21 protein-coding genes are annotated in these 19,352 nt (G+C 70.6%); 11 read left to right on the forward strand and 10 right to left on the reverse strand.

Features of this window, described 5'->3' with window-relative positions:
- Window positions 1–4: 4 nt before the first annotated feature.
- Genes NR111_RS02215 through NR111_RS02225 form a run of 3 tightly spaced genes read right to left on the reverse strand, consistent with a single transcriptional unit; the run spans window position 5 to window position 3,000 of the window.
- Window positions 5–1,054 (reverse strand): iron chelate uptake ABC transporter family permease subunit, encoded by a 1,050-nt coding sequence (locus NR111_RS02215; protein WP_119191763.1) that lies wholly within the window; start codon window positions 1,052–1,054, stop codon window positions 5–7.
- Entirely contained in the window at window positions 1,047–2,069 is a 1,023-nt protein-coding gene (locus NR111_RS02220; protein ID WP_256819737.1) for an iron chelate uptake ABC transporter family permease subunit, read from the reverse strand. Before NR111_RS02220 ends, NR111_RS02215 begins: the two co-directional genes overlap by 8 nt.
- 19 nt (window positions 2,070–2,088) lie before the next feature.
- Window positions 2,089–3,000 carry a siderophore ABC transporter substrate-binding protein gene (locus NR111_RS02225; protein WP_206472457.1) on the reverse strand — a complete coding sequence of 304 codons (912 nt, stop codon included), beginning with the start codon at window positions 2,998–3,000 and terminating at the stop codon, window positions 2,089–2,091.
- Window positions 3,001–3,198: 198 nt separating this feature from the next.
- Here NR111_RS02225 and NR111_RS02230 point away from each other — a divergent pair, with 198 nt between their 5' ends.
- The 3 genes from NR111_RS02230 to NR111_RS02240 all read left to right on the forward strand — a co-directional run bounded on the left by NR111_RS02230 (window position 3,199) and on the right by NR111_RS02240 (window position 5,881).
- On the forward strand, window positions 3,199–3,498 hold the full coding sequence (locus NR111_RS02230) for a hypothetical protein (protein WP_096905216.1): 300 nt from the start codon (window positions 3,199–3,201) through the stop codon (window positions 3,496–3,498).
- Between the two features lie 56 nt (window positions 3,499–3,554).
- Window positions 3,555–4,121, forward strand: coding sequence for a protein-L-isoaspartate O-methyltransferase (locus NR111_RS02235; protein WP_256819740.1), 567 nt, complete (start codon window positions 3,555–3,557; stop codon window positions 4,119–4,121).
- A 62-nt stretch (window positions 4,122–4,183) separates the two neighbouring features.
- Window positions 4,184–5,881, forward strand: a complete 1,698-nt coding sequence (locus NR111_RS02240) for a fumarate hydratase (RefSeq protein WP_256819742.1) — start codon at window positions 4,184–4,186, stop codon at window positions 5,879–5,881.
- 124 nt (window positions 5,882–6,005) lie between these two features.
- On the opposite strand, the gene NR111_RS02245 is transcribed toward NR111_RS02240, so the two are convergent.
- On the reverse strand, window positions 6,006–6,491 hold the full coding sequence (locus NR111_RS02245; protein ID WP_256819744.1) for a VOC family protein: 486 nt from the start codon (window positions 6,489–6,491) through the stop codon (window positions 6,006–6,008).
- Window positions 6,492–6,633: 142 nt separating this feature from the next.
- Between NR111_RS02245 and NR111_RS02250 the strand changes: the two genes are divergently transcribed.
- The 3 genes from NR111_RS02250 to NR111_RS02260 all read left to right on the forward strand — a co-directional run bounded on the left by NR111_RS02250 (window position 6,634) and on the right by NR111_RS02260 (window position 10,062).
- On the forward strand, window positions 6,634–7,140 hold the full coding sequence (locus NR111_RS02250) for an LGFP repeat-containing protein (RefSeq protein WP_256819746.1): 507 nt from the start codon (window positions 6,634–6,636) through the stop codon (window positions 7,138–7,140).
- 28 nt (window positions 7,141–7,168) lie between these two features.
- Complete coding sequence (locus tag NR111_RS02255; RefSeq protein WP_256819747.1) at window positions 7,169–8,752, forward strand: cation:proton antiporter family protein; 1,584 nt, start codon at window positions 7,169–7,171, stop codon at window positions 8,750–8,752.
- 119 nt (window positions 8,753–8,871) lie between these two features.
- The gene (locus tag NR111_RS02260; protein WP_256819748.1) at window positions 8,872–10,062 is read left to right on the forward strand and encodes a multidrug effflux MFS transporter; all 1,191 of its coding nucleotides are present in this window, start codon (window positions 8,872–8,874) and stop codon (window positions 10,060–10,062) included.
- On the opposite strand, the gene NR111_RS02265 is transcribed toward NR111_RS02260, so the two are convergent.
- A complete protein-coding gene (locus tag NR111_RS02265) occupies window positions 10,037–10,774 on the reverse strand; it encodes a CPBP family intramembrane glutamic endopeptidase (protein WP_256819749.1) in 738 nt (245 codons plus the stop codon). The genes NR111_RS02260 and NR111_RS02265 overlap by 26 nt on opposite strands.
- An 83-nt stretch (window positions 10,775–10,857) precedes the next feature.
- Here NR111_RS02265 and NR111_RS02270 point away from each other — a divergent pair, with 83 nt between their 5' ends.
- The 4 genes from NR111_RS02270 (at window position 10,858) to NR111_RS02285 (ending at window position 13,919) form a co-directional block, all read left to right on the forward strand.
- A complete protein-coding gene (locus NR111_RS02270) occupies window positions 10,858–11,733 on the forward strand; it encodes an oxygenase MpaB family protein (protein WP_256819832.1) in 876 nt (291 codons plus the stop codon).
- 89 nt (window positions 11,734–11,822) lie between these two features.
- Window positions 11,823–12,869, forward strand: coding sequence for a DUF808 domain-containing protein (locus NR111_RS02275; RefSeq protein WP_256819750.1), 1,047 nt, complete (start codon window positions 11,823–11,825; stop codon window positions 12,867–12,869).
- Complete coding sequence (locus NR111_RS02280) at window positions 12,869–13,396, forward strand: DUF488 family protein (protein WP_256819751.1); 528 nt, start codon at window positions 12,869–12,871, stop codon at window positions 13,394–13,396. The genes NR111_RS02275 and NR111_RS02280 overlap by 1 nt, the downstream gene beginning before the upstream one ends.
- A gap of 40 nt (window positions 13,397–13,436) precedes the next feature.
- A complete protein-coding gene (locus NR111_RS02285; protein ID WP_256819752.1) occupies window positions 13,437–13,919 on the forward strand; it encodes an FABP family protein in 483 nt (160 codons plus the stop codon).
- A 98-nt stretch (window positions 13,920–14,017) separates the two neighbouring features.
- Here NR111_RS02285 and NR111_RS02290 read toward each other — a convergent pair whose 3' ends face one another.
- From NR111_RS02290 to NR111_RS02310, 5 genes are read right to left on the reverse strand one after another with little or no spacing between them, the layout of a single operon-like run.
- Entirely contained in the window at window positions 14,018–14,890 is an 873-nt protein-coding gene (locus NR111_RS02290; RefSeq protein WP_306226933.1) for an ABC transporter permease, read from the reverse strand.
- Window positions 14,891–16,078, reverse strand: a complete 1,188-nt coding sequence (locus NR111_RS02295; protein WP_256819754.1) for an ABC transporter substrate-binding protein — start codon at window positions 16,076–16,078, stop codon at window positions 14,891–14,893. It abuts the gene before it with no gap.
- 7 nt (window positions 16,079–16,085) lie between these two features.
- Entirely contained in the window at window positions 16,086–16,787 is a 702-nt protein-coding gene (locus tag NR111_RS02300; RefSeq protein WP_256819834.1) for an ABC transporter ATP-binding protein, read from the reverse strand.
- Window positions 16,788–16,831: 44 nt separating this feature from the next.
- Window positions 16,832–17,944 (reverse strand): acyl-CoA dehydrogenase family protein, encoded by a 1,113-nt coding sequence (locus NR111_RS02305; protein ID WP_256819755.1) that lies wholly within the window; start codon window positions 17,942–17,944, stop codon window positions 16,832–16,834.
- Window positions 17,941–18,483 (reverse strand): DUF4242 domain-containing protein, encoded by a 543-nt coding sequence (locus NR111_RS02310; RefSeq protein ID WP_256819756.1) that lies wholly within the window; start codon window positions 18,481–18,483, stop codon window positions 17,941–17,943. Before NR111_RS02310 ends, NR111_RS02305 begins: the two co-directional genes overlap by 4 nt.
- A gap of 161 nt (window positions 18,484–18,644) precedes the next feature.
- Here NR111_RS02310 and NR111_RS02315 point away from each other — a divergent pair, with 161 nt between their 5' ends.
- Window positions 18,645–19,331: a PhoU domain-containing protein gene (locus NR111_RS02315; RefSeq protein WP_067718518.1), complete on the forward strand. Its 687-nt coding sequence runs from the start codon at window positions 18,645–18,647 to the stop codon at window positions 19,329–19,331.
- Window positions 19,332–19,352 lie beyond the last annotated feature (21 nt).

Below are 19,352 nucleotides of genomic sequence, written 5' to 3' on the forward strand. Positions count from 1 at the left end.
TCTTTCAGCGTGCGCGGTTGGTCAGGAGCAGGAACAGGAACAGCAGGCCGCCGGCGAACTCGATGACGATGCTCAGGGCGGACTCGACGCCGAGGGCGCCGAGGACCATCTCGCCCCCAGCCAGGGCGATCACGCCCAGCAGCGAGGCCACCGGCAGGGTGAACCGGTGCAGGGTGGTGCCGAGCAGGGCGTACGCCGCGTTGGCGACGATGAGCCCGAAGAACATCACCGGCCCGATCAGGGCCGTGGAGGCGGACACCAGGAAGGAGACCACCACCAGGACCACGATCGTGACCCGGCGGTGGTCGACGCCGAGCGCGACGGCGGGATCGCGCCCCAGCAGCATCACGTCGAGCCGACGACCGAGGATCGCCACGGCCACCAGCCCGCCCACCACGATGACCCCGCACGCCACGAGCACGTCGAGTTGGACGCCCCGGAAACTCGCGAACATGGCGTCCTGGATCTGCAGGTAGGCAGCCGGGTCCAGCAGGCGCTGGAAGAACGAGGAGGCGGAGCGGAAGAACACGCCGAACACCACACCCACCAGCAGCAGCAGGTGGATGTCCGTCCTCCGACCGCCGAGCAGCCACAGGTACAGCGAGGTCGACGCGACCACCATGATCGCGGTCTGACCGAGGAACCCGGAGAGACCGCCGCTCGTCAGGCCCCCGATGACGGCGGCATCGCGCGGGATCATGAAGAACACGAGCATGGTCTGGATAAGCAGGTACAGCGAGTCGAAACCCATCAGCGCCGGCGTGAGGATCCGGTTGCCGGTGACGGTCTGGAAGATCACCGTCGAGACCCCGACCGCGACCGAGACCAGAACGATCGCCACCGCGTGGCGCGACAGTCGGTCGAGGGAGTAGGACCACGCCCTCGAACCGACGGTGTCCGGCAACCCGGAGAGGACGAGTGCGGCGAGCGCCGCGATGGCCGCGACAGCACACACGAGGGTCACGATCCACCGTCGACGGCGGTCGGCCTCCGCTCTCGTCCGCCCCCGGGTGAGGCTCTCCGGCGGTGCGACGAGGATGGCGGTCTCAGGCATTGCGCACCCCTCTCAGCATCATGGCCAGGAACACGGCGCCGCCGAGGATCCCGACGATCGTCCCGACGGGGACCTCGCCGGCACCGGGGGCGCCGCCGGCGAACAGCCCGGGCAGCGACCGGCCCACCATGTCGCAGATCAGGACGGTGACCGCCCCGAGCAGTGCCACGAGGGGCAGGCCCCGTCGGGCGTCGTCACCCACCAGTCGTGAGACGACGTTGGGAACGACGAGCCCGAGGAGCGGGAGGGCACCGACGGTGACCACGACTACGGCGGCGACCGCCGCCACGATCGCCATCCCGGCGGCGACGACGGTCTTGTGGTCGAGCCCGAGACCGGTCGAGACGTCCTCACCCAGGCCCGCCACGGTGAAGCGGTCAGCGGCGATGTAGGCGAGGACACCGAGAACCGCCACCAGCCACAGCAGCTCGTACCGCCCGGCCAGGACCGCCGAGAAGTCGGCGAGCATCCACGAGTTGAGCATCTGGAGAAGGTCGCGCGACAGGGCCAGGAAGGCCGCGACCGCCCCGATCACGGAGCCGAGCATGATGCCGATGAGGGGCACCACGAACGAGTCCGACACGGGGACGCGACGGATGCAGGCGAGGAACAGGGCGGTCCCGGCGAGCGCGAACACCATGGCCACGAGCATCTTGGCCACGATCGGGGCGCCCGGCGCGATGATCGCCACCACCACCAGGCCCAGCCCCGCCGATTCGACGGTCCCCGCGGTCGACGGTTCGACGAAGCGGTTGCGGGTGAGCAACTGCATGAGCAGACCGGCGATCGCCAGCGACGCCCCCGCGAGGGCGGCGGCGGCGGTGCGGGGCAGACGGGCCTCGACGAGATAGACGCGGTACGCCTCGGTGAGCCCGCCGGTGAGCGCGTCCCACACGGTGATGTCGGCCGCGCCGACGAACACGCTCGCGACGAGCGAGAGCACGAGCGCGACGACGCCGAGCGCCGGCCACAGCGAGGTGCGCTGCGGTCGGCGCTCGACCAGGGTCGTCGTCATGAGAAGTGGACTCCCACCGTCAGGAGACGGCGGAGTCGATCTCGTCGATCATCGACTCGAGGACGCCGATGCCGCCTCCGACGAGGTACCAGTTCTGGCCGTCCAGGAAGTGGACGTTGTCGTTGGTCGCGGCGTTGGTCCGGTTGAACAGCGGGTTGTCGAGCAGGGCGGTGGCCGCCTCGCCCTCGGCACCGATCGCGGCGTCGCGGTCGATGACGAAGACGTGGTCGGGGTTCAACTCGGCGATCTGCTCCCAGCTCAGCGGCGCGCCGTGGCTGCCCTCGGACTCGAGCTCACCGGCGGGCGTCATGCCGAGTTCGTTGAAGATGAGGTCGAAGCGTGAACCCGGTCCGTACCCCGTGACCTTGCCACCGGAGGTCATGAGCACCAGCGCCGTGCCCGCGCCCTCGGCCTTGGCGCGGGTCTCGGTGACCATCTCGTCGATCTCGGCGAGCTCGTCCGCGGCCTTGTCCTCGGCCCCGAACAGCGCGGCGATCTCCTCCACCTTGGCGCGGTTGGAGGCGATCGTCTCGGCGGTGTCCGGGTCGCCGGCGATTACCTGGTCGGAGATCTTGGCGAACTCGGGCTCCATCGCGCGGGTGCGGTTGCCGAACAGGATGAGGTCGGGCCCCAGTTCGGCGATCACGTCCATCTTCGGCTCCTTGAGGCTGCCGATGTCCGTGTACTCGTCGCTCGCGTAGGCGTCCAGCGCCTCCGGGAAGACCCCGGTCTTGACCAGGCCGACCACGCGATCCTCGAGATCGAGCTCATCCAGCGTATCGGCCGCGGCGTGGCTGGTGAGCACGACGCGGGTCGGCCCCTCCCCCTCGTTCCCGGCGGACTGTGCATCCGAGCTCCCGCAGGCGGTCAGTGCGCCACCGGTCAGGGCGATGGCGGCCGTCGCTGCGACGAACTTGGGGAATCGCTTCATGTCACTCCAAGGTCAGTTCGGTAGGTTAGGCTCACCTTAAACACCCTCGCGGCTCCTGGGCAAGTCTTAAGTATGGCTTACCTCACTTGGAAAGCATTGTCCGCTCCACAGTCCCCGAGTACCGGGTGGCTCTCCGGCTCCCCCGGGGTGCGGGGCGACCGGATGCGACGGGCCGGCGGACGACGCACAATCGACGGTATGAGCACCGAACGCGAGTACGACCAGGACACCGACGGCGACTACGACGAGAACACGCTCGACGGCAGCGAGGGTCTCGACGCCGACACCATCTCGACCGACGGTGAGGACCTCACCGTCGACGCGCCGGAGTCGTGGAAGCCCGTCGAGGAGAACGACACCCTCGACGAGAAGCTGTCAGCCGAGCGCCCCGACGTCGACGCCGCGGAGCGCGAGGACAAGGGCGTCGCCGAGGAGCCCCACGACCAGATCGACGACCTCGACCCCGAGGGCGAGACGCGCGTCCTCGGCGAGGCGTAGAGCCCGGGCGGGGCGATCAGCCCCGCCGCCATGCCCCGGCGGGAGGAGGTCTCGCGGTGAGCACCCCGAGCATCCCGGAGGCGATGCGCGCGCAGGATCGCCGCCGATTCCTCCCGCCGGAGGTCGTGGCCGATCACGAACTCGACGCCCCGCTACCGATCGGGTTCGGGCAGACCAACTCCCAGCCGTCGACGGTCGCGGCGATGCTCTCGCTCCTCGAGCCGTTCCCCGGGATGCGGGTGCTCGACGTGGGCTCGGGCAGCGGGTGGACCTCGGCGATCCTCGGCGAACTCGGGGGGCCGGATTCCTCCGTGTCCGCCGTCGAACTCGTCCCCGAGCTGGTCGAACGCTCCCGGGCGGCGATACGTCAACCGTGGGTGCGAGTCCACCCCGCCGAGCCCGGGACACTGGGACTTCCCTCCCTCGCCCCGTTCGACCGCATCCTCGTCTCCGCGATGGCCGACGACCTCCCCTCGGAGCTCGTCGAGCAGCTCACCGCGAACGGGGTCATGGTGGCGCCCTGGGCCGGGGTGATGCACCGCGTACGCCGTACCGATGACGGCATCGACGTGACCGAGCACGGCGGGTACCGGTTCGTCCCCCTCCTCCACACCCGATTCTGACCCCGTGACCCCGGCCACTATCCTGGGGGAAGTTTGTCCACCTCCAGAACCAGGAGCCCCTGATGGCCGACTTCCTCTACGAGGACCTTCTTCCCGTCGGGGAGGACACCACCGAGTACCGCCTCCTCACCACCGAGGGCGTCTCCACGGTCGAGGGTCCTGACGGCCTGACGTTCCTCCGGGTGGATCCCGAGGCGATCCGTCTGCTCACCGAGACGGCGATGCACGACATCTCCCACTACCTCCGTAGTGACCACCTGGCCCAGGTCGCCAAGATCCTCGACGACCCCGAGGCCAGTGACAACGACAAGTTCGTCGCCCTGGACCTGCTCAAAAACGCCAACATCGCCGCGGGTGGGGTGCTCCCGATGTGCCAGGACACCGGTACGGCCATCGTCAAGGGTGAGCGCGGTCAGCACGTTCTCACGCCCGGTCCGGACGAGCAGGCCGTCGCCCGCGGCGTGTACGACGCCTTCACCCGGCTCAACCTGCGCTACTCGCAGAACGCCCCCCTCACCATGTGGGACGAGAAGAACACCGGGTCCAACCTGCCCGCGCAGATCGAGATCGGCGCCAACACCACCCCGGGCGACGAGAACGCCTACAAGTTCCTCTTCATGGCGAAGGGCGGCGGGTCGGCCAACAAGTCGTTCCTGTACCAGGAGACCAAGGCGATCCTGAACCCCGACCGGATGATGCAGTTCATCGAGGAGAAGATCCGCTCCATCGGCACCGCCGCGTGCCCGCCGTACCACCTGGCGATCGTCGTGGGCGGCACCTCGGCGGAGTTCGCGGTCAAGACCGCCAAGCTAGCCTCGGCGCACTACCTGGACGAGCTCCCCCGCGAGGGCGCGATGACCGGGCGTGGCTTCCGCGACGTCGGGCTCGAGGAGAAGGTCTTCGAGCTCACCCAGCAGATCGGGATCGGCGCGCAGTTCGGCGGCAAGTACTTCTGCCACGACGTCCGCGTCGTCCGCCTGCCCCGCCACGGCGCCTCGCTGCCCGTCGCGATCGCGGTGTCCTGCTCGGCGGACCGTCAGGCCAGGGCCAAGATCACCCCGGAGGGCGTGTTCCTCGAGCAGCTCGAGTTCGACCCGGGCCGGTTCCTGCCCACCACCACGGACGCGGAGCTCGACGCCGCAACCGACGGCATCTCCGGCACCGGCAAGGGCGCCGCGGTGCGGATCGACCTCAACAAGCCGATGCCGGAGATCCTCGCCGAGCTGAGCAGGCACCCGGTCAAGACCCGCCTGTCCCTGACCGGTCCGCTGGTCGTGGCCCGCGATATCGCGCACTCCAAGATCAAGGAGCGGCTCGACGCCGGCGAGGAGATGCCGCAGTACCTCAAGGACCACCCCGTCTACTACGCCGGACCGGCCAAGACGCCGGAGGGCATGCCGTCGGGGTCGTTCGGGCCCACCACCGCCGGCCGGATGGACTCCTACGTCGAGCAGTTCCAGGCGGCGGGCGGATCCATGGTGATGCTCGCCAAGGGCAACCGCTCCAAGCAGGTCACCGACGCGTGCGCGACCCACGGCGGGTTCTACCTGGGCTCGATCGGTGGTCCGGCCGCGCGTCTGGCGCAGGACTGCATCAAGCACGTGGAGATCCTCGAGTACGAGGAGCTCGGCATGGAGGCGGTGTGGAAGATCGACGTCGAGGACTTCCCCGCCTTCATCGTGGTGGACGACAAGGGCGAGGACTTCTTCGCCCACACCGGCGAGGTCACGCTGACGATCGGCAAGCGCCCCGGCCTCTGACCTGCCCGCGTTCCCGCGTTCCCGCAGATCTGCTACCCGTTTTCCGGATCCGCTACTCCAATTCGAGTAGCGGATCCGGAATGCGAATAGCGGATTCCGTAGGGGCGACGGGTGGGAGTCCGAGTCAGGCGTCGGCGTCCGCAGCCGCCGCGTCGATGGCCGCCACGTCCAGCTTCACCATGTCCATCATCACCGCGAACGCGCGCGCCGCCGCCTCCCGGTCCTCGCCGCGCCACAAGTCGTAGAGGGACTGCGGCGCGACCTGCCACCGCACACCGTAGCGGTCGATCAGCCACCCGCACTGCACCTCACGGCCCCCTCCCGCGAGCAGACCGTTCCAGTAGTGGTCGATCTCCGCCTGGTCGGCGCACCGGATCTCCAGGGAGACCGCGTCGGTGTACTCGGGGTCCGAGCCTCCGTTGAGGGCGATGAAGGGCCGCCCGTCGAGCTCGAACTCCACGGTGAGCACGTCCCCCGCCTTCGGTCCCGGGGTGTCGACCGGACTGGTGTCCACGGCGACCACCCTCGAGTCGGGGAACACCGAGCAGTAGAACTCCGCGGCCTGCTCCGCTTGGGTGGCGAACCACAGGCACGTGGTCATCTCGGCCATCACGACCCCCTCCCCGCGGCCCACGGAACCGCCCGGGCCGCCCGTCTCCACAGTGTTCTCCGGCCCGTCGTTCCAGGGAAGGCCGTGGGCGTCACGGTTCGGCCACGACGGCCGCGACGGGCGGGCGGTTAGAATCTCCCGCATGGACAGGATCACGCGTGTCCTCGCCCCCCTCGCCCTCGCCGCCGCTCTCGGCGCCGGTCTGGTCGCCTGCTCCGCAGACGACGGTGGCGGTGCCGGTGAGCCCACCCCTCCGGTGTCGTCGACAGAGATGGCGACGACGACGAGGTCGACACCCGTCCCCGGGCCCGCGGACTCGGGCGTCGACATCCCCGTGTCCGTGGCGGACCGGTGGAACGAACTCGGCGGAGAACAGGGCGATCTCGGCCGGGTGACAGGGCCGCCGACGGCCGTGGAGGGCGGCTCGGTCACCGACTTCGAGCGGGGGGCGATCGTGCTCACGCCGTCCGGGAACGCGTTCGTGGTCCAGGGCGAGATCCTCGCCGCCTATCGCGAGGCGGGCGGCCCCGCCGGTGAGCTGGGCTTCCCCGTCTCCGACGAGACGACGACCGACGGCAGGTGGATCTCGGCGTTCGAGAACGGCACGATCGCCTTCCTGGACGGTCGGCCGGTCGTCGAGGTGCGGTGACGACCACCGCGCCGGGCGAGTAGCACCCGTGGAGACCATCGCGATCTACCTCGTCGTGGTGTTCGGGTGCGGGTTCGTCGCCCGGCTGATGCACCTGCCCACCCTTATCGGCTATCTCGCCTCGGGGTTCATCCTGCACGCGCCCGGCATCGAGGCCCTGCCGGTGGTGGACTCACTCGCCGACCTCGGCGTGACGATCCTGCTCTTCACCATCGGGCTCAAACTGGACGTGCGGATGCTTCTGCGTCGCGAGGTGCTGGCCACGACGGCCGCCAACCTCCTGGCCGTCGCGGGACTGACCGCCGGCTTCCTGGGGATGCTGTCCATCATCGGGGTGCGGTTGCTGGCCGGGGCGGACTGGCAGGTGGTGGCCCTGCTGGGCTTCGCGCTGTCGTTCTCCAGCACCGTCTTCGTCGTCCAGGTGCTCGACGTGCGGTCCGACTCCCACACCCTCTACGGTCGGGTCGCGATCGGTATCCTCGTCCTGCAGGACGTGGTGGCGGTCGCGTTCCTCACCGCGATGACGGGCGCCCCGCCGAGCCCATGGGCGTTGGCGTTGCCACTGTTGCTCCCCGCGGTGTGGCTCGTCCGCCGGGCCTGGAGCAGGCTGGGTCACGGCGAACTGCAGGCGTTGTTCGGGATCACCATGGCGCTGGTGCCGGGGTACTGGCTGTTCGAGAGCGTCGGCATCAAGGGTGACTTCGGGGCAATGGTGGTGGGAGTCCTCCTCGCCTCGCACCCGCGTGCCGCCGAGTTGTCCCGGACCCTCTTCGGTCTGCGTGAACTCCTGCTCGTGGGTTTCTTCGTCTCGATCGGCCTCCACGTCACGCCCACCCCGGAGACCCTGTTGCTGGGCCTCCTGCTCGTGGTGTTGCTCCCCCTGGAGGCCGCCGTGTTCACCCTCGTGCTGGCGGCGTTCGGGCTGCGCAAACGGACCTCGATCCTGGCGGGCCTCGCGCTGGCCAACTTCTCGGAGTTCGGGCTCATCGTCACCGCGACCGGGGTCGAGGCGGGTCTCGTCGAGCAGGACTGGCTCGTGGTGGTGTCGGTCGCGGTCGCCGCGAGCTTCGTGATCTCGACGCTGGTCAACCACCGCGGGACGCGGCTCGTGGCGCGGTTGTCCTCGCTCGTACCCACCCTGCGGGACGAGCGCACCCACCCGGAGGACGCCCCGCTCGACATCGGTCACGCCCGGGTGCTGGTCCTGGGGGTGGGCCGGGTGGGCCGCGCGGTGCGGGACCGTCTGACCGAGGAGTACGGTCTGACGGTCATCGGCGTGGAGAACGACCCCGTGAAGGTCGCCAGGCTCCGCGAGCAGGATGTCCACGTGATCGAGGCCGACGCGACCGACGACGACTTCTGGGACCGCTGCGTGAACGACGAGAAGGTGGACATCATCGTGCTGGCCATGCCGTTCCACGGCTCGAACCTCATCGCTCTCGAGCAGGTGGACGCGCGGGACTTCGAGGGCACCGTCGCGGTGGTCGCCCAGTACGACGACGAGAGGGACGAACTCATCGCACGGGGAGCGGACGTGGCCTTCCACATCTTCGAGGGCACCGGGGTCGGTCTGGCGGACAGTGCCGCCGAGGCCGCAGGGGTGCGGGAATGAGGTCCGCGGAACGACGACCCTCCGCCGCGCCCCCCACACCACCCACCCGCCCACCCACCGCAGCGCCCACCTCGCCGCCAATCCCCACGCCCACACCCACCCCCGCACCCACCGCGTCAGTGCCCGCCACGATGCTCCTCGCGCTCGCGCTGACCGGGGCGATCGGGCCGTTCGCCACCGACACCTACCTGCCCGCGCTGCCGCTGATCGTCGAGGAGTTCGAGATCACGGCCTCCACCGCCCAGCTCACCCTCACCGCGTTCATGGTCTCGCTGGCGGTGGGGCAACTATTGATCGGACCGCTCTCGGACCGGGTGGGGCGGCGGACGCTGCTCATCCTGGGCTCGGTGGGCACGGCGATCGCCGCCGTGGTGTGCGCGCTGGCCCCGTCCATCTGGATCCTGGTGCTCGGACGCGTCGCGCAGGGCTTCGCCGGTGCGGCCGGGATCGTCCTGAGCAAGGCCGTCGTGGTGGACGTCGGGCGCGGGCCAGGTGTGGCCAAGGCGTTCGCCACCCTCATGGCGATCCAGTCCGTCGCCCCGGTCATCGCACCGCTCATCGGCGGCGCGGTCGTGCCGTTCGGCGGCTGGCGAGGCGTGTTCTGGCTGCTGGCCGGCCTGTCCGCCATCACGGTCGTCGGGGTCCTCGTCGCGGTGCCGGAGTCACTCCCGGCCGCGTCCCGCCGTACCGGGGGCGTGCTGTCCACCTTGAGGGACATGCGGGTCGTGGCCACCCACGGCCCGTTCATCGCGCGCGTGTCGGTGTTCGTGTTCACCTTCGGGGTCCTGTTCGGCTACATCTCCGCCAGCCCGTTCCTCTACCAGGACATGGTGGGCCTGTCCCCCACCGCGTACTCGGTGGCGTTCACCGTCAACGCGCTGGGGATCCTGGTCTCGAATCTCGCGGGCGCCCGGCTCGTCGGCAGGTTCGCGCCCGAGAAGATCCTGCTGACCGGGGTGGTGGGCATGGTGACGGCGATCGTCCACCTCGTCGTCGTCGTCACCCTCTCCCCCGCCGGCACCCTGGGGCTGGCACCGGTCACCGTGGGGTTCGTCCTGCTCACCCTGTCCGTCGGGTTGATCCTGCCCAACGCCGCGGCACTGTCCATGCAGGCCACCCGGGGCCACTCCGGTTCCGGATCGGCGCTCCTCGGCGCCGCCCAGTTCGGACTCGCCGCCGTGGTCTCCCCTCTCACCGGACTCGCCGGACCGCACTCGGCGATCCCGCTGCTCGTCGTGATGGGGGTGAACGCCGCCCTGGTCGTCGCGGCGACGTGGGCGGTGATCAGCCGGCCAGTGCGCGCCACGTGAGCGCGGCGGCGAGCGCCCCCACGGCATTGAACGCCCAGTGCAGGCCGATCGGGGCCAGGAGACTGTTGCTGCGGCGGCGAATCCAGATGAACCCCGCCCCGGCCACCGAGGTCGCGACCACCGCCAGTCCGATCCCCGCGACCTGACCCACCACCCCGGTGCCGAGCACGCCCGCGAGCCCGGCGTTGCCGGCCGTGAGCCCCAGCGACGACGTGACGTGCCACAGGCCGAAGGCCAGTGACCCGATCACGAACACCCCGGTGGTGCCGAAGGTCCGCTCGAGAGCGCCCTGGAGGACCCCACGGAACGCGAACTCCTCCGGCAGGACCGTCATCAGCGGGATCAGGACCAGCGCCGAGAACACCGCAATCCGCAGATCCGAATAGCGCTCGGACAGGAAGAACGGGCTCGTCACCGGGATCAGGCACCCGGCCGTGACCACAGCCGCCACCAGCACCGTCGCCGCGAGACCGTACGCCAGCCCGCGGGGCATGTGCCGCGCCGCCAGCCCCAGGTCCGACCACCGCATCCACCGCGCCTTGGCCACCACGACCAGCACGAGAACAGCGAGCGGCACGATCCACTCGCGGAAGGGCAGACCCGCCAGGTTGGCGGTGAGATTGATCGCGACCAGCGCGGCCAGGACCGCGGTGACGCCCGCCACACCCCGCAGACGGGAGCGGCCGGGCAGGGACGTCAACTGCGTGGTCATCAGTCGCGACGATACCGCGCACCCCGTCCGTACCAGGGGTATGGTGACTCGGACGACCACGTCACGTGATGGGGGTGTCCACCATGGCAACGGTGACGACGACCGCGTCCCGCGCCCTGACCGGCGCCCGCCGCAGGGTGGGCCTCGTGGTCCGTTCCCGGGTGGCGGGCGACGACGCCGCCGCGAGACGCCAGCAGATCTGGCACTCCGAGGGTGAACGCTGGAACTCCCCGGACGACGCCATCTGCCGCGTCAACGGGGACGCCTCCATGTTCGCCGGCGGACTCACCGCACTCCTCCTACAGTCCCTGCACCCGCTCGCCATGGCCGGGGTGGCGGACCACAGCGACTACCGGGGCGACCCGTGGGGGCGCCTCCAGCGCACCTCGCAGTTCATCGCCACCACGACCTTTGGCACGATCACCGACGCCTCCCGTCTCATCCGGGCGATCAACGGTGCGCACCGCGCGGTCGTGGGCACCGACTACCGGGGGCGCCCGTACGACGCCCGCGACCCCCACCTGCTGCATTGGGTCCACGTCGCCGAGATCTGGAGCTTCCTCGAGTGCCACCGTCTCTACGGGCGCGACCCTCTGACGCCGGCCGAACGCGACGAGTACGTGCGACAGGCGTCGAGGACCGGCCTCATGATGGGCGCCGGGGAGGTCCCCCTCACCGTGCGCGAACTCGAGGAGGCGTTGGAGGGGTACCGGCCCGAACTCGAGGCCTCGCCCGCCGCGCTCGACGCGCGCCACTTCCTGCTCGACGGACCACCGATGGGGCTGGCCGACAGACCCGCCTACGCGCTGCTGCGAGAGGGCGCCGTCGCGGCGCTGCCCGGGTGGGCCCGGACGATGCTCGAACTCCCCGACGGGCCGCTCGGATCCAGCGGACTCGGACGGACATTGGGACGCGCCGGAGTCTCCTCACTGCGCTGGGTCCTCGACGCGGTCGAGTGACGCGGCGCTACCCTGTGACGATCCGACCCTCCGGGGTCGGCCCCGTCGTCCGCGGGTTCCCCCCCGCCCGTTGAGAAGTGAGGTCTGTCATGGCCGGTGGACTCGCCGCCCTGCTCGATGACGTCGCGGTGCTCGCGCGCATGGCAGCGGCCAGTACCGACGACGTCGCCGCCGCCGCCGGCCGCGCCGGCGTGAAGGCCGCCGGCGTGGTGGTCGACGACACCGCCGTGACCCCCCAGTACGTCCGCGACGTCGACCCGTCCCGCGAACTGCCCATGATCCGCAAGATCGCTCTGGGTTCACTGGGGAACAAGGCGATCATCATCGTCCTGGCCCTCCTGCTCAGCCAGTTCGTACCGTGGATCCTCACCCCGATCCTCATGCTGGGCGGCCTCTACCTCTGCTTCGAGGGGGCGGAGAAGGTCTGGGAGCGGGTCTCCGGGCACCACGAGGAGGCCGCCCCCGTGGTGGACCGGGGCCCGGACGCCGAGGCGAAGATGGTCCGCGGCGCCGTGACCACGGACTTCATCCTCAGCGCCGAGATCATGGTGATCTCCCTCAACGAGGTGGCGTCGGAGTCCTTCTGGTCCCGGGCGATCATCCTGGTCGTCGTGGGTCTGGGCATCACCGCGCTCGTCTACGGCGTCGTCGCGGTGATCGTGAAGATGGACGACGTCGGCCTCCACCTGGCGGGTAAGGAGTCCCCGGGCGTGCAGCGGCTCGGCCACGGTTTGGTCAAGGCCATGCCGACGGTGCTCGAGGTGATCTCCTTCGTCGGCATGCTGGCCATGCTGTGGGTCGGTGGCCACATCCTCCTCGTGGGGCTCGACGAACTCGGAGTGACGGCGCCGTACCACCTCGTACACGTCCTGACCGAACCCGCGGCGGGCGTCGCGGGCGTCGGCACGGTACTCGCCTGGCTCGTCGACACGGCGTGCGCACTGGTCTTCGGCCTCGCGGTGGGCGCGGTGGTCGTGGCGATCATGCACCTGCTCCCGCGACGGAGCTCCGGGTCGCACGCCGGGGCGGACTCCGATTCCGACTCCGACGCCGGGACCGGCACCGACACCGGGGGCGAGCGCGGTGACCACGGCGGGGCGACCCGAACGAGGACGGGAGAGGACACCGGCCACTGATGCTGTACACGGTGGGGCACGGCAGGTTGGATCGCGACGAGATGGCACAGTTGCTCACCCGCGCCGGCGTCGAACTCCTCGTGGACATCCGGCGTTTCCCCGGGAGCCGCGCGAACTCCGCCGCAGCCAAGGGCGCGGTGCCCGAGATCGTCGGCGAGGCGGGGATCGACTACCGCTGGGAAGAGGACCTCGGCGGCCGCCGCAGCCTCACCGCCGACCGGCGCCGGGCCTCCCCCGACACCTGGTGGCGGGTCGAGGCGTTCCGCGCCTACAGCGCCTGGACCCGCGACCCTGCATTCCGCGCCGCCCTGGATCGGGTCGTGGCCGACGCCCGGCGGCGACAGGTGGCGGTCATGTGCTCGGAGTCGGTGTGGTGGCGCTGCCATCGTCGGATCGTCGCCGACGTCGTCGCCACGGTCCACGAACTGCCCGTGGGTCACCTGATGCACACCGGGAAGATCACCGAGCACAGCCCGAGCGAGGGCCTGCGGCTCGACGAGCACGGCGAACCGGTCTGGGATGGCTGACCCGGCGCGGCCCGCGTCACCGATGGCCTAGTCTCGCGCCATGGATCCCGCCTCGACCCCCGCCGCCAACCTGACCCCCGTCGCCGCCCTACTGGGCACCTGGCGAGGCGAGGGGGCCGGTTCGTACCCGACGATCGACGACTTCACCTACACCGAGGAGATCACGTTCACCGACGTGGGCAAGCCCTTCCTGCACTACGTTCAGCGCACGTGGAGCCCCACCGGATCCCCCATGCACACCGAGACCGGGTACCTCCGGGTCCCGGGTGACGGTACGGCCGAGTTCGTCCTGGCCCAGCCCACCGGGCAGACCGAACTCTGCGAGGGGACGCTCGTCGCCGAGGCGGACGCCCTGGTGCTGGAGTTCCACTCACGCGTGCACAACAGTGCGAGCGCCAAGCAGGTCGACACCACGCACCGCCGCTACGAGACCGTCGGCGACCGGATCACCACCACGTTCGCCATGGCAGCGGTCGGCCAGCCCCTCACCCACCACCTGCGTTCCGAGCTGCGCAGGGCCTAGACCGCAGCACAGGGCCTGTCGGACACGAGGAAGGACGATCTGATCCGGGCGCTGAGCGATCCCCGACCGCCGGGGTCCGCCGGGGCCCCCCGCGAGCGTCAGCGCGCGGCGCGGTCGCGCAGAACCAGCCGTGACAGCCCATCCAGTGCGAATCCGAGGATGCCGATCACGAGGATCACCGCCATGACCTGGTCGTAGGCCAACTGGTCGCGGGCGTTGAGGATCTGATAACCCAGGCCGGACCGCACGCCGAGCATCTCCGCGGGCACCAACACGATCCAGGCCGTCCCGAGCGCGAGGCGGATGCCGCCCAGGATCGCCGGCCGGACCGCGGGGATGACGACCCGGGTCAGGCGCTCCCAGCCGCTGGCGCCCATGGTCCGGGCCACGTCGAGGTACCCGGGATCCATCGCGTTGACGCCTGCCGAGGTCGAGAGCATGATCGGCCACACCGCCGCGGCGGCGACGAGGAAGATCACGGGCTCGTTGCCGATCCCGAACACCGCGATGGCCACAGGAGCCCAGGACAACGGCGAGATCATCCGCAGGAACTGCACGAGCGGTCCCGCGACCGCCTCCGCGGTCCGGCGCAGCCCCAGCCAGAGCCCCAGTGGCACCCCGAGGAACGCGGCGACCGCGAGGCCCGCGACGAGCCGGTACAGACTGACCGCCGCGTCGGACAGCAGCACTCCCCTGTCGAGCAAGTCGCCGAAGCCCGACCACGTCTCGACCGGCGACATCCCGCCGATCACCGGGTCGTCGGTGACGAGCCCGGACGTGAGCATGGCCCACACGCCCAGGCCGATGAGCAACCCCAGCAGACCCGCGGCCCAGCGTGTGAGCAGACCCGACGGCCCGGCCCCGGTGGCCCTGCGGCCCCGGCGGGAGCCGGGCGCGGACGGGTCGGCGACCACCGCGTCCGCTGACACGGGGTCGGTGGCCGGATCCGGGGTCGAGTCGGTGCGCGTCATCTAGATCAGCCGTTCGTGTCGGGTCAGTGAGGCGGGGAGGCCGAGGGCCGCGGGGCCGCCGTGGCGGGCGATCGCGGCGCGGACGAACCGGTCGTCGACGAGTTGGTCGTGGACCCCCGAGGGGTCGAGACCGTCGAGGAAACGGGTCTCCCCGTCGACGACCGTCGTCCGCATCTGGCGGACGAGTTCGGAGGTGAAGCTCGGGAACGGGTACGGGTGGAAGTCGATCCGGTGACGCCTGGGGCCGCCGTCGGGGTCCGGCACGGTCCCGGCCATGGCGACCTCGACCGCCTTCGGCGGCTGCGGGAGGTATCCCTTCCCGGACAGGATCGCCGCCGCCTCGGTGCGGTCCGCCCGGATGCCGAGCTGCGCGGCGACGGCGGCGTCGACCAGCGCCTGCACGGTGTCGGGGCGGGTGTCGATCAGGTCCCGGTGGACGACGGTGACGCAGCACGCGTGGTCCCGCCACACCTGGTCGAGGAGCATGTGCAGGGAACCCACACCCTGGGCGACCGCGCCGGCGTTGAACGGGTCCGCGACCGTGAACGCGGAGATCGACCCGGCGGCCAGGGCGGGGATCATGTCCGAGGGCCCCATCACCACGAGTTCGACGGTCCCCTCGGATCGGCTCGCGGCGCGACGCGCAACCGGGGTGAGGCCGTTCGCGCGCAGTACCCGCTGGAGCAGGATGTTGTGGATCGACCACCATCCCGGGATCGCCACCTGCGTGCCCGCGAGCTGGGCGACATCCGTCACGTGCGGCGCCACCGTGATGGCGCCTCCACCCGTGTGGTTCCAACCCACCACTCTGACGTCGGCTCCGACGACATACCGGAGTTGGATCGCGGACGGCATGAGCAGGTGGATGAGGTCCACCTGCCGGGTGAGGAACGCCTCCATGAGCGAGGACCAGGAGCGGAAGAGCACCGGCCGCCCGACAGTGAGTCTCTGCTGCTCGAAGTAGCCGTCTCCGTGGGCCACCAGCAACGGGGCCGCATCGGTGATGGGGAGGTAGCCGATGCGGAGATCATCGGTGGCCACACCCCTCGGGGCGGTGGCCGTCGTGACCAGGTTGCCGAGGGCCGCGGCGCCTCCGACCGCACCTGCGCCCACGGCGAGGGCGCCCCCAGCCCTGAGCAGCGCGCGCCGGTCGAGGAGGGGGCCGCGGGCCCCGGGTCCGTTCGTCATCGTCCGATCAGGCCGTCCGGTACGCGGCGAGGATGCTGTCGCGAAGGGCCGGATCGAACTCCGTGGAACCATGGGACGGGTTCGTCCACTCCTGTTGGACGCGGCCCGACGATCCCAACAACGCGATTCGGGAGCCGACGACGAGCGCCTCGTCCACGTCGTGCGTCACCATGACCGTGGTGACCCCGAGCTCGGCCGTCACCCCGACCAGCCAGCGTTGCGAGTCCGCCCGCGTGACGGGGTCGAGCGCACTGAACGGCTCGTCGAGCAGCAGGATCTCCGGACGGGTGGCCGCGGCGCGGACGACGGCCACGCGCTGCGCCTGGCCGCCCGAGATCTGGTCCGGACGGGAGTCGGCCAACTCGGCGATCCCGAAGTGCTCGAGCAGACCGTCGACGTGGGCGCGGTCGACACGGCCGCGCAGGGCCCGGAACCGCCCACCCAGCGCCACGTTCTCGCGGACCGACAGCCACGGATACAACAGCGGCTTCTGGAAGACGACCGCGTACGAGTGCGCCCGGTCGTCCCCGGTGTCCGTCGAGCCCACCCGCAGTTCGCCCGCGGCGGGCTCCTCGAGGCCCGCGAGCAGCCTCAGCAGCGTGGACTTGCCGACCCCGGACGGCCCCAGGAGGACCAGTGACTCACCGGCTCGGATCCGGAGCTCGAGGTCGTCGAACAGCACCCTCCCGCCGGGCAGCCGGTGCTGCAGGCCCGACACGCTCACCGCGACGGGCCTGGCCAGGACGCCGGCTGTCACGCGGGCACCCCGAGTCGGTCGAGCTCCCACCGCAGCTGCGACTGCGAAGGTGATTGCACCGGGAGGAAAGCAGCCTCCCGCATGCGGCGATTGGCCGGCGCAGCCTGGGCGTAGCCCATGCCGCCGCAGAGGACGGCCTCGAGCCGGGTCGCGGCCGGCGCGATCTCCGCGCCGTCGAGGCGCAGCAGGAGCAGATCGCCCAGCGTGGCCTCGGTCGGCGTCGCCCCCAGGCGGTGCAGCTCGGCGTGCATGTGCTCGTGCCGTGCCGCCAGCTCGCCGTGCTCGTCGGAGTAGAAGGCGCCGAGGCCCTCGAGCCTGCCCTCTGCCTCGGTCAGGGACCGCGCGGCGACGCCCGAGCAGAACGCCGCCTGCAGGACGAGGAACTGGGGACGCACGCCGGACAGGAAGTCCGCGAGGTCCTCCCCCAGCACCTGGTCATCCGGGACCACCACGCCGTCGAGGCCGATCATGGTGGAGGCCGTCGCGTTGAGTGCGAGCAGGTCGGGGGCGCTGCGGATCTCGACGCCGGGCGCCGAGGCCTCGAAGGTGAGGACCAGGCTGCGCCCGTCCTCGGTGTTGGCGGCGAGCACGATGGTGCTGTCCGGATACACGTTGGAGGCCCACGCGATCGGACCGTCGATCCTGTAGCCGCCCGACACCGGTGTGGCGGTGATCGGGACCTTGCCCAGCCCGACGACCTGCCGCTGGGCGGCGGCCATACCCGTCACACCGGGGCGGCTGCCGTCCGCGACGGCCCGGTAGGTCCGGCCCGCGGCATCGGAACGGTCCGCCGCGTGGCGGAGGTATGCGGCGGTCATACGCTGCGCCCATGCGGCGAACGCAACCGCCAGGCTCTCCGTGGCCACGGCCTCGATGATCGTGGCGGCGACGGCGACCGGCGTGCGGTCGACGTCAAAGAGGCCGAGCCCGGCGAGTGCTGCGATGTCCTCCCGCAGGTCCGCCTCGTCGCGGTCCAGGGCGGAGGCCCGCGCAGCGACCGAGTCGATCACCGCGACGAGCTCCGCCACGTCGACGTCACCGAGTGCACCGGCGGTGAGCCGGGCTCGGGACGTACCGAGAACGGGGGCGTGCGTCGCGGCGGTGCTCACGACAGCTCGTGCAGGCGCGTGATGGGGGTGGACACGATCTCACGCGCGCGGACGACGGCGTCGGTATCCGGGGCGTTGTAGAAGCACAGGCACTTGTCCGTGTCCTCACGCACGTAGGTGCGCAGGAAGGAGACCTCGGGGATCTCGGCGTACTTCGGGGACTTCTCCTTCTTCCGCGTGAGGTAGGTGTCCATGTCGATCTCCGCCGGGATGTCCCACTCGACCAGGTAGCCGGCGTCGGGTCGCGCGGCCTTGATGGTGTCGAGGTCGGTGCCGACCAGGCGGACCTGCGCGGGCGCGGTCACCTCGGTGGCTCCGATCGCTCCGGCGTCGAGGACGGGGGCGTCGGTGTCGCAGGCGCCGTTCGGGCCGTCCGCGAGCTCGACGATCGTGAAGACGCGTGCGGCACCCTTGGTGACCTGGGTCTCGATGACCTCGGCGCCGCCCGCGGTCAGTGCAGTGGCGAGGGAGTCGACGAGACCGGAGGGGTCGGCCTGCTGCTCCGGTGACGGGGTGGTCTCGTAGAGGAAGAGGGTCATGAACAAGTCCTTTCGGGACGTCTCGTGATGGCTTGACGCTAGTAAGAACAGACCGTTCTGTCTATTCATTCCCGCGCTGTATCCCCCTTTCCGGAGGGCGGCGCGGTGAACAGTGGGAGAACGGAAGCCGTCCGTTACCGCACCGGCACTACAGTCATGGCATGCGCACTGTCTTCCATTCCAAGCTCGACGAATTCTCGGACCAGCTGGTTCGCTTCTGCGAGACCAACATCCGCCTGCTCGACCGCGCCACCGCGGCACTGCTCGACGGCGACGAACTCGCCGCCATCGAGGTGATCGACGGCGCCGCGGAATTGGAGGATCTCCGTGAGGCCAGTGAGCAGCACGCGTTCGAGCTCCTCCTGCTCGAGTCCCCGGTGGCCGGCGATCTACGTCAGGTGGTCTCGGGGATCTACATCGTCGAGCACTTCACCCGCATGGCCGCGCTGGCCGGCCACATCGCCCGGGTCGCCCGACGGCGCCACCCGCAGTCCGTGGTGCCCGCCCCGCTCGTCCCGCTCATCCGCGAACTGTCGCAGCACGACGGTCGGATGGCCCGCGAGCTCACCGCCCTGCTCGTCGAGAAGGACGCGGACAGGGCCCGCACCCTGGACGCCGAGGACGACGCCGTCGACCGCCTCCACGCGGACCTCATGAAGCAGATCTCCGCCGAGGACTGGCCGCACGGTTCGGTGGCGGCCGTGGACCTGGCCCTACTCGCCCGTTACTACGAGCGTTTCGGCGACCACACCGTGAGCATCGCCAACCGGGTCGTGTACCTGGCCACCGGCGAGCGCCCCGAGGGCGGGTCGCTGTCCCATCTCGATGACGGCACGGTTCTGGACTGAGTACTGCCGGACGGTTCCGCG

Source organism: Dietzia sp. Die43, assembly GCF_024519835.1.
GTDB lineage: Bacteria > Actinomycetota > Actinomycetes > Mycobacteriales > Mycobacteriaceae > Dietzia > Dietzia kunjamensis.

What these genes read in the sequence shown, in the direction of transcription:
- NR111_RS02240 (WP_256819742.1), top strand. Translation starts at nt 4,184, where the DNA reads ATGGCCGACTTCCTCTACGAGGACCTTCTTCCCGTCGGGGAGGACACC.
- NR111_RS02265 (WP_256819749.1), bottom strand. Translation starts at nt 10,774, where the DNA reads ATGACCACGCAGTTGACGTCCCTGCCCGGCCGCTCCCGTCTGCGGGGT.
- NR111_RS02290 (WP_306226933.1), bottom strand. Translation starts at nt 14,890, where the DNA reads ATGACGCGCACCGACTCGACCCCGGATCCGGCCACCGACCCCGTGTCA.
- NR111_RS02250 (WP_256819746.1), top strand. Translation starts at nt 6,634, where the DNA reads ATGGACAGGATCACGCGTGTCCTCGCCCCCCTCGCCCTCGCCGCCGCT.
- NR111_RS02285 (WP_256819752.1), top strand. Translation starts at nt 13,437, where the DNA reads ATGGATCCCGCCTCGACCCCCGCCGCCAACCTGACCCCCGTCGCCGCC.
- NR111_RS02215 (WP_119191763.1), bottom strand. Translation starts at nt 1,054, where the DNA reads ATGCCTGAGACCGCCATCCTCGTCGCACCGCCGGAGAGCCTCACCCGG.
- NR111_RS02315 (WP_067718518.1), top strand. Translation starts at nt 18,645, where the DNA reads ATGCGCACTGTCTTCCATTCCAAGCTCGACGAATTCTCGGACCAGCTG.
- NR111_RS02220 (WP_256819737.1), bottom strand. Translation starts at nt 2,069, where the DNA reads ATGACGACGACCCTGGTCGAGCGCCGACCGCAGCGCACCTCGCTGTGG.
- NR111_RS02245 (WP_256819744.1), bottom strand. Translation starts at nt 6,491, where the DNA reads ATGGCCGAGATGACCACGTGCCTGTGGTTCGCCACCCAAGCGGAGCAG.
- NR111_RS02225 (WP_206472457.1), bottom strand. Translation starts at nt 3,000, where the DNA reads ATGAAGCGATTCCCCAAGTTCGTCGCAGCGACGGCCGCCATCGCCCTG.
- NR111_RS02295 (WP_256819754.1), bottom strand. Translation starts at nt 16,078, where the DNA reads ATGACGAACGGACCCGGGGCCCGCGGCCCCCTCCTCGACCGGCGCGCG.
- NR111_RS02270 (WP_256819832.1), top strand. Translation starts at nt 10,858, where the DNA reads ATGGCAACGGTGACGACGACCGCGTCCCGCGCCCTGACCGGCGCCCGC.
- NR111_RS02275 (WP_256819750.1), top strand. Translation starts at nt 11,823, where the DNA reads ATGGCCGGTGGACTCGCCGCCCTGCTCGATGACGTCGCGGTGCTCGCG.
- NR111_RS02280 (WP_256819751.1), top strand. Translation starts at nt 12,869, where the DNA reads ATGCTGTACACGGTGGGGCACGGCAGGTTGGATCGCGACGAGATGGCA.
- NR111_RS02310 (WP_256819756.1), bottom strand. Translation starts at nt 18,483, where the DNA reads ATGACCCTCTTCCTCTACGAGACCACCCCGTCACCGGAGCAGCAGGCC.
- NR111_RS02230 (WP_096905216.1), top strand. Translation starts at nt 3,199, where the DNA reads ATGAGCACCGAACGCGAGTACGACCAGGACACCGACGGCGACTACGAC.